This window comes from Psychrobacillus sp. FSL K6-1267 (genome assembly GCF_038003265.1).
In the GTDB taxonomy this organism is placed as follows: Bacteria; Bacillota; Bacilli; order Bacillales_A; family Planococcaceae; genus Psychrobacillus; species Psychrobacillus faecigallinarum.
The window spans coordinates 1,717,931-1,730,768 of the sequence record NZ_JBBOOR010000001.1; the positions used below are offsets into that span (position 1 = coordinate 1,717,931).

Here is a 12,838-nt window from a genome sequence, read left to right on the forward strand (position 1 = left end):
GAGTTCACCTCTTTTAGTAATAAATTCCCTACTAGATTAATACTTATTAATAGTATACCAGTGTCCTGAAAATTATGCAAACATAGGTTCTAATATTTGTTGACAAAAACAAATGTTCGTATTAATATTAGAACATACATTCCGAACAAACATTCTAATTTTGGGGGTTTTTTTATGAATTGGGTAAAAAACAATTATTTTTTAGCATTATTTTTAGGACTAAATCTTATATTTATGACAACTATGGTAATCTCACATACAATAACAACCGAGGAAGACTCACACATCAAAATAGAACAAGGGGATTCCTTATGGGCTCTTGCAACAAAATATGGCATAGAAGATTCAAGGGAAGAATGGGTGAGTCAGGTAATAGAAATGAATAATTTATACGATACCTCTATTAAAGCTGGGGATGTTATAGTTGTTCCTAAAGTAAGTGAGAACCTTCACTTAAATTATGGAACAGAGGTAGCGGGAGAATGAAATCAGTTATTTATTGTCGAGTAAGTACAGACAAATCCACACAAGAAACTTCTTTAGAGAGACAAGAGGAAGAGTTGATAGATTTTGCTAAAAAACAGGGCAGTGAGGTTTCTCAGGTTTTTGCAGATCAGCATAGTGGATATGATGTTGAGAGAGACGGGCTATTAGAGATGCTCAATTATGTAAAAGAAAATGATATCAAAGCGGTGTTTGTGCAAGATGAAACTAGAATAGGTAGAGGTAATGGTAGAATGGCTGTCCTTCATTTACTTCAGAAAACAAACACAACGGTCTATACGTTACAGGATAAAGGGATATTAAACTTAAATGAAATGGATTCTATGCTTTTAGAAATCCTTGCCTTGGTGGAGGAATATCAACGTAAAATTCATAATGCTAAGATTAAAAGAGGAATGAAGCGCGCGATATCAAAAGGCTATCGTCCAGAAAAGAATTTAAAAACTCGTGGAAACCCTGAGGGAAGAGAGCGAATAGATATACCTGTTGATGAAATTGTCCGATTACGGAACGCAGGGCTCACATACGAGGAAATCACCTCTACATTAAAGGGATTAGGTTTTAATATAAGTAAAGCAACCGTACATAGAAGATATATGGAATTTAAAGAGACTCACGAAGGGTAAAGACTTGCACTTCCTGAGTTTTTTTCATACCTTTATATAAGAGTTAGTTGAAAGGATGAAAAATATGTTAAGTAAAGAAAAACTAGCACGTATTAATGAGCTGGCAAAAAAGTCTAAGTCCAGTGGATTATCTATTGAGGAAGCAAAAGAACAAAGTGCTTTGCGTAAAGAATATTTGGAAACATTTAGAGCAACAATGAGAGATACAATAGAAAGTGTAAAAGTTATCGACCCTTCTGGAAACGATGTTACACCAGAAAAGGTACAACAAGCGAAAAAGGGTAAATTTCTGAATTAACTAATCATTTCAGAAACCATTGATAATACACGAATTGTTGTCTAAACTATTATTATAGAAAAAATTTTGTTCGAGAGGATGTCATTCATGTCATTACAATCAGATTTATTAGCAATTACGACTATTCGTACTCTATCTATCGATGCAATCGATAAAGCAAACTCTGGTCATCCAGGTCTTCCTATGGGAGCTGCACCAATGGCGTACACATTATGGACAAAACATTTACGCCACAACCCAAGCAATCCTAATTGGTTTAACCGCGACCGCTTTGTTTTATCAGCAGGTCATGGCTCAATGCTGTTATATAGCTTGCTACACCTTGGTGGTTATGATCTTCCTATGGAAGAGATTAAAAACTTCAGACAGTGGGACTCTAAAACTCCCGGACATCCAGAATTTCGTCACACAGCAGGGGTAGAAGCAACAACTGGTCCTTTAGGACAAGGTATAGGTATGGCTGTAGGTATGGCTATGGCTGAGGCGCATTTAGCTGCTACTTACAATCAAGAAGGACATTCTATTGTTGATCATTATACGTATGCATTATGCGGAGATGGAGATTTGATGGAAGGTGTAGCTGCTGAAGCTATTTCTCTAGCGGGACACTTAAAATTAGATAAATTAATCGTATTATATGATAGTAATGATATTTCGTTAGATGGAGATTTACATAAATCTTTCTCTGAGAACATTGAAAAACGTTTTGAATCATACGGATGGAACCATATTTATGTAGAAGATGGTAATGATATTGAAGCAATTTCAGCTGCAATCGACAAAGCTAAATCACAAAACGATAAACCAACAATTATCGAAGTGAAAACAGTTATTGGATTTGGTTCTCCCAACCGCTCTGGAAAAGCAGATGCTCATGGTATGCCGCTTGGTAAAGAAGAATCTCTATTAGCTAAAGCAGAATATAAATGGTTATTCGAAGAAGATTTCTATGTACCAGAGGAAGTTTATGAAACTTTCAAGGAAGCTGCTGAGCGTCAAGGTGTTCAAGAAGAAGCTACATGGAACGAAAGATTAGCTACTTATGAAAAAGAGTTCCCAGAGCTAGCTCAAACTCTAAAACAAGCGATTAATGGAGAGATGCCTGCAAACTTTGCAGATGCACTTAAAACTTATGAAGAAGGAACTTCACAAGCAAGTAGAGCAGCTTCAGGTGAAGCGATTAATGCCATCGCTAAAAATCTGCCTTCATTTTTCGGAGGAAGTGCTGACTTAGCTGGTTCTAACAAAACGACAATTAAAAATGCTGGAGATTTCTCTGCAGAAAACTATGCAGGCAAAAACATCTGGTTTGGTGTTCGTGAGTTTGCAATGGGTACTGCTCTTAATGGTATGGCCCTTCATGGCGGTCTACATGTGTTCGGTGGGACATTCTTCGTATTCAGTGATTATGTACGCCCTGCAATTCGTCTATCCGCATTAATGGGATTGCCAGTAACATATGTGTTCACTCATGATAGTATTGCAGTAGGGGAAGATGGACCAACTCATGAACCAGTTGAGCATTTAGCTTCACTAAGAGCTATGCCAGGCTTATCAGTAATCCGTCCAGCTGATTCAAATGAAACAGCGGAAGCATGGAAATTAGCTGTATCCTCTAAGGATCAACCAACTGTGTTAGTGCTTTCTCGTCAAAACTTACCTACACTTAAAGGTTCTGTAGACCAAGCTAGTGAAGGTGTGGAAAAGGGAGCTTATATCGTTTCACCAGTTGAAAATGCAGAGGGTATCTTACTTGCAACAGGTTCAGAGGTTGGACTAGCAGTAGAGGCTCAAAAAGCTTTAGCAGAAGAAGGAATTCAAGTTTCTGTAGTATCTATGCCATCATGGGATAGATTTGAAAAACAAGATACTGCATATAAAAATGCTGTGTTGCCTTCTAACTTAACAAAACGCCTTGCTATTGAAATGGGATCTTCTCTTGGATGGCATCGTTATGTTGGATTCGAAGGTGACGTTATTGCAATAGACCAATTCGGTGCAAGTGCACCTGGAGAGATCGTAATGAAGGAATATGGCTTTAGTGTAGAAAATGTTGTTTCTAAGATGAAAAATCTACTACAAAAATAATATTCTTCTTTGCAATTCGAATACTTTTTCTTAAAAGTATTCGAATTGCTATTTATCAAAGAATTTATATAGAATGCCTATGAAATTTATAGTATAATTTCAATTGGTGTCTTGTACACGTAGAGAAGTTGGTAAAGGAGGAGAAACATTGGATACTTGGATATGGGTTGTTATAGTAATTGTCGCTTTAATCGGTGGTGTTGTAATCGGATTTTTTGCAGCACGACAATATATGATGAAATATTTGAAAGAAAATCCACCAATCAATGAACAAATGCTACGTATGATGATGGCACAGATGGGTCGTAAGCCATCCGAAAAACAAGTGAAACAAATGATGAACCAAATGAATAAAATGCAAAACAAATAATTAAAGGCACTCATTAATTGGGTGCTTTCTGACTGTAAACATCTCAAACTAATTGAGCTGTTTGCAGTTTTTTATATACACTCATTTTATTTTGGGATTATTTCTAGTATGAAAAAGGATTACTTCAAAAATATTTGTTGAATTTTATTAAATAGACTCCCAAAGAATATAGATTCTCTTTAAGGAGATTTTCACACTGAATTTATTATGTAAAGATTTCAATTATTAACGATTTGTTATCTATTATAAATAAAAATAAAAAGAGGATTCCAATTCTATATTGGAATCCTAATCTTAAAATTTTATTAAATATGCTAAAATAATGGAATACTAATCGTTTAAAATGAAATTAGAAATGCCTATTATTACCCTAGCAAGCTATATTGCTTTAAAAAATCTGATACAACTTCTTCATATTCATTGCTATTTTCATTAAACGATTTAGCGTGTGCTCCTATATCGAATAATTTGAGCATTTTAGGTCCTTTTTTCTTTTCGTATAAATCTTCTGTCATCTTTGGCAAGATGAAATCATCCTCCATACTATGAATAAATAAAACAGGTTTTTCTATTTTATCTACTACATCAATCGGAGATACCAAATTCAAGGTGTAACCATCTCGCCATTTTAAAAAGAGATTAGCAAATCGGATGGCTAAGCTAGAGCGAAGTGGTGTGGTTTGGGTAAGTAAATGATAAACCTGGTCTTCAAAATCAGAGAAAGCGCAATCTGAGATATAGAAGTCTGCATCGTCAATAATTGAACCGGCATATAGTAGGGTGGTGGCTGCTCCCATTGACTCCCCGTGTATCCCAATTACCGCTTTTTCGCCTGCACGTTCCCTTACTGCTTCCACTATTGCCTGTAAATCCATTTTTTCGTAATAACCAAAGCTTGTCGTTTTACCTCCAGAATCACCATGTCTACGATGATCATAGACGACGCTGTTAAAGCCAAGTCTTTCGAACATTCTTACAAAACGTAGCGAATTAATCTTATTCTCAGTAACACCATGACAAATGATGACATAATTCTTCGTTTGGAGAGGTTCAATGAAAATCGCTTTCAGAGAGTAACCATTCTTGGAGGGTATCCACCGTTCTAATTTGTTTACAGCATTAAACCAGACCTCATCTAAACGTTTGGAAGTAATTTCTCGATTGTAAATAAAGTCATCTTCTTTTTTCTTCATGTACATGAGTTTATTCGTGAGAAAAAAACCAAACACAGTGGCTACTGCTGTAAGAATACTTGTGAAAATACTCGTCCAAACGATAACTCTTTTTTTCATAAGCTCAGCTCCTACTTGCTCTTATATAATCTATACATCCCTGTCTCAATTGGTCTGGAAACATATGGAGCAACGATATTGACTGCTTTTAATAATTCGTCCATATTGATATTGGTGGAAATATCCATTTTATGTAGCATATTCACAACATCCTCAGTTGCTACATTTCCTGTGGCACCGGGTGCAAAAGGACATCCTCCTAAGCCACCTGCAGATGTGTCGAATCTTGAAATACCGGCCTGTAGGGCTGCAAATATATTGGCAATCCCCATTTTGCGAGTATCATGAAAATGTGCAGTAATTAACGTATTCGTAAATTCATTTTTTATAGCATGGAATAAATTATAGCTTTCTTTTGGATTCGCCATTCCAATGGTATCTGCTACGCTAAGTTCGTTTACTCCCCATGACACGAATTCCTTGCATAGATCGAATGTCTTTTGTGGATCGACCGCACCCTCAAAAGGACAATAGAACGCAGTAGAAATACATGCTCGGACAAAATGTCCATCTTCCATTAGTTTTTCCACAATAGGCTTTAATTCATCCATACTTTCTCTTGTAGTTTTGTTAATATTTTTTTGGTTAAAGCTATCTGATACACCTACGAAAACTGCGAAGCTAGTAGCTCCATTTTCCATTGCTAGCTCTACACCTTTTTTATTTGGTGTTAGTACAAATTGTCTACCCACTTTTTTAACTTTCGTAACGATCTCTTTTGAGTCTTTCATTTGTGGAACCCATTTTGGTGATACAAAAGAACTTAGTTCCATTTCTTCTATACCAGCCTGTTGTAGCTGTTCAATAAAAGCTAATTTTATTTCTGTTGGAACCTCATTTTTTTCATTTTGTAGGCCATCTCTTGGTCCTACCTCGATTATTGTCACTTTATTTGGTAAACTATACATATTCATCCCTCCCTCTTTTATTGTAATGAATGGATGGTTGAACAAGCAAACTTTTAATTTGATTTATTAGATTTTATTGAAAAAGGGAATATTAAGGAGGAAGTTCACGTGACAAATGAAGTTGTGATCGTAAGTGCTGTTAGAACAGCGATTGGTTCTTTCCAGGGTGGATTAAAGGATGTACCAGCAACTAAACTTGGGGCTATCGTTATTGATAAGGCGTTAGAAAAAGCAGGGGTAGAAAAGGAATCAGTAGATGAAGTAATCATGGGGAACGTGCTTCAAGCAGGTCTAGGACAAAACCCTGCCAGACAGGCATCCATTCAAGCTGGACTTCCACAATCGGTTTCAGCTCTGACTATAAATAAAGTATGTGGTTCAGGACTTAAAGCAATTCATCTTGCTACTCAAGCAATTATTGCTGGGGATGCAGAAATAATTGTAGCTGGCGGAATGGAAAATATGAGTCAAGCCCCTTTTCTATTAAAGAATGCTAGAGACGGCTTCCGGATGGGAGACCAAAAAGTAGTGGATAGCATGATTTCCGATGGACTATGGTGCGCATTCAACGATTATCACATGGGTATAACGGCAGAAAATCTTTGTGACCGTTATGACATCTCACGTGAAGAGCAGGACAAATTCTCTGCGCGATCACAAGCAAGAGCTGCAGAAGCTGTAGAAAATGGAAAGTTTGATGAAGAAATAGTTCCTGTGGAAATTCCACAAAGAAAAGGAGATCCCGTTATCTTTGATAAAGATGAGTATCCGAAAAAAGGGTCTACTGAGGAAAAACTAGCTGGATTGCGTCCGGCATTTAAAAAAGATGGGTCTGTTACCGCTGGAAATGCTTCTGGTATTAACGACGGGGCAGCTGCTGTAGTTGTGATGTCTAAGCAAAAAGCAGATCAATTGGGCCTAAAACCTTTGGCTACCATTGTGGCTAACGCATCTGCTGGAGTAGATCCAAGCGTAATGGGTATTGGTCCGGTAGAGGCAGTGAAAAAGGCATTGAATAAATCCCAGTTATCTCTTAGTGATATTGAGCTTATTGAAGCAAACGAAGCTTTTGCAGCTCAATCTATAGCAGTTGATAGAGAGCTATCCTTCAATCATGATATACTAAATGTAAATGGTGGAGCTATTGCTTTAGGTCATCCAATCGGTGCTAGTGGTGCTCGTATTTTCGTTACTTTACTTCATGAAATGGAGAAGAGAAATGCTAAAACAGGACTTGCGACACTTTGCATTGGTGGAGGTCAAGGGGTAGCTACTATTGTGAAACGCTCATAAAGTAGGTGAAAAAATGGCTAAAAAAAAGCAAAAAAGACATCAACAGCCGCAAGTAAAATCCTCTTCTGTAAAAGAAGAAGGTAATGCTCTTTCTGATCAGCTTTCTATGGATGTTCTTGCTAAGTTAAAAGAAACGAAGCAACAGTTAGTGACAGCTGAACAAGAAAGAGAAGAGGAAAGACAGGCACAGCTTGCTTTTGAAAAAAAACAAAAAGAAAAGAACAAAACCTTTGAAGAGCTACTCGATGAGTATGGCTTTGGTGGATCTAAGTTCTAATTGAAGACCTATTCACCCGCAAAGGTGAATAGGTTTTTTTATTAGATAAGGAATTTTAAAAAATTAGCATAGGGCTATTTGATAAGTAGAATATTATTTTTCCTTCATCTTTAGAGCAGACAATCCTCTCAATAAGTAAAAGAAAATAATTAAAACACATTTTTTTTTGCTTTTATGCTGAAATCGGTCTGTTTCCTAGAAGCAGCAGTTTACGACAATAACTGTGTAAATTACTACAATGGAGCCTTGTTTTACGGCAATCTCACTCTCATTTGAAAATCCAATTTCCAAAAACAAAAACTCGATTATAAAAAATATATAAAATTTTCAAACAATTAATTGATAAAAATATCCAATTATACTATGATTATCATAACAATATAATAGACATGTAATATACCTGTCTGTTCCTATAGAGGAGTGACCATTTAATGAAAATGGCAAGGCTGGGGGTTCTTTTAGATAGAGAGGAAGCAGAGAAGCAATGGGGGAGGGGAAACAATGTTTTTGAATGTTATGTTTATGAAATTCTCGACCATTTTAGACTCCCTTATCAAAAAATAGATAGTTTGGAACAACTTAATTCCTTTGATTTATTGATAGTCGCTCAATGCCCGGATACTGAAGCTACTCAAGCAAAAATACTAAACTATGTAGAGTCTGGGGGAATTGTGATTGCATATGGTGGACTAAATAATCTGAAGGATAAGTTAGGATTTAAAAGTCAACATATTTCCACTGCAGGATATGCAGAGCTTTCGACTTTTCTCAATCAACAGACCCCTCTTCGATATCTTCAAGCGGAACCTTGGACCTATGAAGGGACAGAGTTATCGCACAGCCAGTTAGGGACATTGCTAAATGAGGATGCGTATGCACTACAGCGAATTCAGCACGGAAAGGGCTCGATTGAGCGTTGGGCAGTTCCTATACCACAAACGATCGTTGCTATGCAGCAAGGAACTGCTCCAGTAACTTTAGACGGTATTCCAGCACCAGATGGGAGTGCAAATATTGATGAGGATATTTTAAAGGCAGATGATGGCTTCGAGCTAGATTGGGATTTAGATAGAATCTTTACCCAAACAGGAATGCCGTATTTTCCTCATCCTTATGCAGACTTATGGAGAGAGGTTATTCTAGAGCATCTTGTTAAATGTGCAATGGATAAACAACTTACTATTCCTCTTATTGATTATTGGCCAACTGACGTGAAGCATATGGCTATGATCTCTCATGATAGTGACCTTAATGTTGATGAATCAGCACAAATAACACTAGATACACTAAAATCAGAGAATGTGCAATCCACTTGGTGTATGATTGCGCCTGGTTATAATGCTTCTATTTATGAGCAGATAAAAAAAGATGGTCATGAAATAGCACTCCATTATAATGCGCTTGAGCAGGATGATGGCATTTGGTCGCAGGAAGCCTTTGAAGCACAGCTTACATGGCTACAACAATCTACAAAAGTTGAAAATATAATTTCAAATAAAAATCATTATACGAGATTCGAAGGGTGGGGAGAATTTTTTGTATGGTGTGAGAAATATGGGATTGAAGCAGATCAGTCGAGAGGGCCAAGTAAAAGAGGAAATATAGGATTCCTATTTGGAACATGCCAACCTTATTTTCCAATGGCTTGGGCGGATGAAAAAAATCGACTATATGACGTGTTGGAGATTGGCTTCCTGACGCAGGATTTAAATCATCATACATTAGCTGATGCAACGGTCATTGAACCTTTTCTTGAAGGAGTAAAAAGAGTGAATGGAGTGGCCCATTTTCTATTTCATCAAATTCATATTTATCAGCAACAACCTGTTCGTGAAGCTATAGTCCAATTAATCCATACTGCAAAGCAGCAAGGCTTTTCGTTCTGGACCAGTAAGCAAATTAACAATTGGGTAAGAGGAAGACGAAAAGTAGAAATCATAGGTATTTCCGATTTAGGTGAGATCGAGCTTAAAGGGAATATATATGAGGATAAGTTAGTCGTTCTTTTGCCTGTTTCGGCTGAAACTTCACAAACGGTCAAACGTTTTGGATTGAACTGTAAAATTGCTTCGATTGCCAATCACATCTTAAAAGAAGCTTAATGTTGGAGGGGCTTATGATGAAAAACAATACTTTAGCAATATTTGGTGGCCAACAAGTAAAAACGACTCCCTTTGGTACTGGAAAGCGCTTTGGCTTAGATGAAGCCACGGAGCTGCTTGAAGCATTAGAGCAGAATACTCTTTTTTATCATTTTGGCAACAAGGTCAAGCAATTTTTATCCGATTTTAATGAAATGTATGGAGTAAAGTATAGTGTTGCAACCTCCTCGGGTACTGCTGCGCTTCATGTAGCCTTAGGAGCTGCTGGCGTTACAGTAGGTGATGAAGTAATAACAAGTCCGATAACAGACCAAGGTACCGTTATCGGAATTCTGTATCAAAACGCTGTCCCGGTGTTTGCAGATTTGGAGCCACATAGCTATAACCTAACAGCTGAATCTATCGAAAGAGTAATTACACCGAAAACCAAAGCAATTATCGTCGTTCATCTTGCTGGCAACCCCTGTGACATGGAACCAATCATGGAGCTTGCTAAAAAACATAAGATAAAGGTGATTGAGGATTGCGCCCAAAGCTATCTAACCACGTACAAAGGACGTTTGACGGGAACAATTGGAGATTATGGGTGCTTCAGCACAAATGATTTTAAGCATATATCTACTGGAGATGGCGGAATTGTTAGTATTAATTCTGGTCAAGAGGAAGATTACTACACAACACATGCTTTTGCGGACAAAAATTATAAAAGACAGGAAAAGTCAGTTATAAGGGATATCGAATACTTGGCACCAAATTATCGAATGACAGAGCTACAAGGTGCAGTTGGTATAGCTCAATTAAAGAAGCTGGAATGGATTTGTACGAGACGAAACGAACTTGGAGAACAATTGACCGTAGGAATACAGAATACGAAGGGCATTCATCCAATGAAAATTACTAAAGGTGGATGGTGTAGCTACTGGTTTTATATGTTCACTCTGGACTCGGAATCTTTGAAATGTACACGTGAAGAATTCTCGACGGCACTATTAGCAGAGGGTATACCAAACTCACCTGGGTACATACCACAGGTTCTGTACGCTCAAATTTTATTTCAACAAAAGCAGGCTTACTTAAATAGCCATTATCCTTTTGACCAAGGTAACTATGATTATGCTATTGGAAGTTGTCCGAACGCGGAAAGAATTTTGCAGAATGCAATTCGACTAGATATCAATGAGTTTTTTGAGAACAAAGATATAGAGGATATGATTACGGCGTTAAATAAAGTAGCAGCCCATTATCGTGTGTAAGGGAGAGGTCTTTATGTATAATAAATTTATAGATCATGGGACTCCTATTGACGCGGAGGAAGAGCGAACTGCTGCCTTATGTACGAAGGAGGAGGGCACTAGATTTGTTATTGCTTCAAAGGGGTTTGTATTAATAGTTGACATAGACATGGGTAGTTCCAAACAGGTTTTTTTCCCAGAGGGAAATAAAGAATATCCTTTTGCTTCCTTTAGTAGTAATGGGCTATTTTATACAGGTGCAGGAAATATGCTGCTGGTGTTGGACCCGTTCTTGGAACGCTTCATAGATTATCAAATGATTGAAAATGAAGAAGAAATTGTTGGATTTAGTTTTGCGGAGGATTTAACAGGTAACATTTATTTCACCACCTATCCACGATGTTTTTTACTATCCTATAATCCAGAAACGAAGAGTGTCATGGATTACGGCTCCATGCATTCACAAGAAAAATATCCAAGTAGTCTTGCAGTTGACGAATATGGCTGGGTATATATTGGAGTAGGTACAGAATTCAAGGACATAATAGCCTTTCATTTAAAAACAGGCAAGAAAAAGAATCTAATTCCCTCTTCCCTTAGGCAAAAGGGGTCAGGTTATATTTACCTTGGCACAGATGGTTTTGTCTATGGGCATATGGAGGCATCAGATATGAGGGATGTATTAACAGCTTCACAGTGGTTAAAGTTCACAGAGGGTGAATTTCAGACTGCTAATTATGTTGCACCATCTTATTATGGAGGAACTGGATTTCAAAAAATACACCATTATGAAGAAGCATCCTATGAAATATTAAGCTACAGTCTATCGGAAAGATATGTAGAAATTGTAGAAAAGAAAACTGGAGTTCATACAACCATTCAGCTAAATTATCAGTCGGATGGAGCTGAACTCTCTACTATTTATCTCGATATATCCGGATACATTTATGGAACATCCATGCATCCTCTACAATTTTTTCAATTTGATATATCTAATAACTCCTTTAAAAATTTTGGAGCACTAGAAAAAGGCGGCGGTGGAAATATTTGTGCCTATGCCTCCCAGGGCGATTTACTTGTGGGAGTAGCTTATGCAGGTGGCAAGCTTTATGTTCATAATATGAATCAGAAATCAGAAAAACCTACTAGCCCTCGCTTAATTTTAGAGGAGGAGCATATTCATCGTCCACGGTGTGCTCTTGCCACGAGCGATAAAAAAGAAGTCGTATGGGGTGGATTTCCGGGTTATGGGGTAGTTGGTGGTGCTTTAGCATTCTTTCATATCGAGACAGAAAAACATACTGTAATTTCTAATAATAATATTTTACCCTATCACAGTACGATCTGTCTTAGCGAGCTAAGAAACGGGGATCTCGTTGGTGGAACTAGTGTAGAAGCCCCAGGAGGAGCCGAGGTCAAAGCGCAAGACGCCAATTTGTATGTGTTAGATAAAAAAACAAAACAATTGAAGTATAAATTTGCTCCCTATAAAGGAACACGAGAAATCATCTCTATTTATACGGATAGTTATGATTACGTTCATGGAGTGACGGAGAAAGGTTTATATTTTGTATGGATGCCGTCAACCAACACAATTATTACTGAAAAGAATCTCTCTCATTATGGGGAGCCTATTCGCTCTTGTTTCGTGTTTGATGAGCTCACTCAATCTCTTTACTGCCTGATGAGTAAAGGACTCTTCGTGAAGAATATGCAATATCCAGGCACTGAAATTTTGTTAGTTGAAGAATTGCCCACAAAGGCTAGTAGCGGAATTGCTCTCTATCAAAAAAGAATTTACTATGGGAGCGGCAGTCATTTGTATAGCGTAAGTCTAGATTGATGGAG

The 12,838-nt window shown here is 37.4% G+C and carries 12 protein-coding genes; 10 read left to right on the forward strand and 2 right to left on the reverse strand.

Annotation, left to right across the window (positions count from 1 at the left end; all coding sequences use genetic code 11):
- The first annotated feature begins 174 nt into the window (after window positions 1-174).
- From yneA to MHB55_RS08580, 5 genes are all read left to right on the forward strand, one after another.
- Window positions 175-486, forward strand: coding sequence for a cell division suppressor protein YneA (yneA, locus tag MHB55_RS08560; RefSeq protein ID WP_191697424.1), 312 nt, complete (start codon window positions 175-177; stop codon window positions 484-486).
- Window positions 483-1,130, forward strand: a complete 648-nt coding sequence (locus tag MHB55_RS08565) for a YneB family resolvase-like protein (protein WP_191697425.1) — start codon at window positions 483-485, stop codon at window positions 1,128-1,130. The genes yneA and MHB55_RS08565 overlap by 4 nt, the downstream gene beginning before the upstream one ends.
- Window positions 1,131-1,194: 64 nt before the next feature.
- Entirely contained in the window at window positions 1,195-1,428 is a 234-nt protein-coding gene (locus MHB55_RS08570; protein WP_144537032.1) for a DUF896 domain-containing protein, read from the forward strand.
- A gap of 87 nt (window positions 1,429-1,515) precedes the next feature.
- Window positions 1,516-3,516, forward strand: a complete 2,001-nt coding sequence (tkt, locus tag MHB55_RS08575) for a transketolase (RefSeq protein ID WP_340863030.1) — start codon at window positions 1,516-1,518, stop codon at window positions 3,514-3,516.
- A 148-nt stretch (window positions 3,517-3,664) separates the two neighbouring features.
- Window positions 3,665-3,886, forward strand: a complete 222-nt coding sequence (locus MHB55_RS08580; RefSeq protein ID WP_144537029.1) for a YneF family protein — start codon at window positions 3,665-3,667, stop codon at window positions 3,884-3,886.
- 365 nt (window positions 3,887-4,251) lie between these two features.
- On the opposite strand, the gene MHB55_RS08585 is transcribed toward MHB55_RS08580, so the two are convergent.
- Together MHB55_RS08585 and MHB55_RS08590 are read right to left on the reverse strand one after the other, a co-directional pair.
- A complete protein-coding gene (locus tag MHB55_RS08585; protein ID WP_340863031.1) occupies window positions 4,252-5,178 on the reverse strand; it encodes an alpha/beta hydrolase in 927 nt (308 codons plus the stop codon).
- Window positions 5,179-5,189: 11 nt separating this feature from the next.
- Window positions 5,190-6,086, reverse strand: coding sequence for a hydroxymethylglutaryl-CoA lyase (locus MHB55_RS08590; RefSeq protein ID WP_340863032.1), 897 nt, complete (start codon window positions 6,084-6,086; stop codon window positions 5,190-5,192).
- Between the two features lie 108 nt (window positions 6,087-6,194).
- Here MHB55_RS08590 and MHB55_RS08595 point away from each other — a divergent pair, with 108 nt between their 5' ends.
- The 5 genes from MHB55_RS08595 to MHB55_RS08615 all read left to right on the forward strand — a co-directional run bounded on the left by MHB55_RS08595 (window position 6,195) and on the right by MHB55_RS08615 (window position 12,833).
- A complete protein-coding gene (locus MHB55_RS08595) occupies window positions 6,195-7,379 on the forward strand; it encodes an acetyl-CoA C-acetyltransferase (protein ID WP_191697428.1) in 1,185 nt (394 codons plus the stop codon).
- A gap of 13 nt (window positions 7,380-7,392) precedes the next feature.
- Window positions 7,393-7,656 carry a DUF3886 domain-containing protein gene (locus MHB55_RS08600; RefSeq protein WP_191697429.1) on the forward strand — a complete coding sequence of 88 codons (264 nt, stop codon included), beginning with the start codon at window positions 7,393-7,395 and terminating at the stop codon, window positions 7,654-7,656.
- Window positions 7,657-8,087: 431 nt separating this feature from the next.
- Window positions 8,088-9,758 (forward strand): hypothetical protein, encoded by a 1,671-nt coding sequence (locus MHB55_RS08605; RefSeq protein WP_191697430.1) that lies wholly within the window; start codon window positions 8,088-8,090, stop codon window positions 9,756-9,758.
- Window positions 9,759-9,775: 17 nt separating this feature from the next.
- The gene (locus MHB55_RS08610; protein ID WP_340863033.1) at window positions 9,776-11,011 is read left to right on the forward strand and encodes a DegT/DnrJ/EryC1/StrS family aminotransferase; all 1,236 of its coding nucleotides are present in this window, start codon (window positions 9,776-9,778) and stop codon (window positions 11,009-11,011) included.
- Window positions 11,012-11,024: 13 nt separating this feature from the next.
- Complete coding sequence (locus tag MHB55_RS08615) at window positions 11,025-12,833, forward strand: hypothetical protein (protein ID WP_340863034.1); 1,809 nt, start codon at window positions 11,025-11,027, stop codon at window positions 12,831-12,833.
- Window positions 12,834-12,838 lie beyond the last annotated feature (5 nt).

Coding starts and splice junctions, on each gene's coding strand:
- yneA (WP_191697424.1), top strand. CDS start 175: ATGAATTGGGTAAAAAACAATTATTTTTTAGCATTATTTTTAGGACTA.
- MHB55_RS08565 (WP_191697425.1), top strand. CDS start 483: ATGAAATCAGTTATTTATTGTCGAGTAAGTACAGACAAATCCACACAA.
- MHB55_RS08570 (WP_144537032.1), top strand. CDS start 1,195: ATGTTAAGTAAAGAAAAACTAGCACGTATTAATGAGCTGGCAAAAAAG.
- tkt (WP_340863030.1), top strand. CDS start 1,516: ATGTCATTACAATCAGATTTATTAGCAATTACGACTATTCGTACTCTA.
- MHB55_RS08585 (WP_340863031.1), bottom strand. CDS start 5,178: ATGAAAAAAAGAGTTATCGTTTGGACGAGTATTTTCACAAGTATTCTT.
- MHB55_RS08590 (WP_340863032.1), bottom strand. CDS start 6,086: ATGTATAGTTTACCAAATAAAGTGACAATAATCGAGGTAGGACCAAGA.
- MHB55_RS08600 (WP_191697429.1), top strand. CDS start 7,393: ATGGCTAAAAAAAAGCAAAAAAGACATCAACAGCCGCAAGTAAAATCC.
- MHB55_RS08605 (WP_191697430.1), top strand. CDS start 8,088: ATGAAAATGGCAAGGCTGGGGGTTCTTTTAGATAGAGAGGAAGCAGAG.
- MHB55_RS08610 (WP_340863033.1), top strand. CDS start 9,776: ATGAAAAACAATACTTTAGCAATATTTGGTGGCCAACAAGTAAAAACG.
- MHB55_RS08615 (WP_340863034.1), top strand. CDS start 11,025: ATGTATAATAAATTTATAGATCATGGGACTCCTATTGACGCGGAGGAA.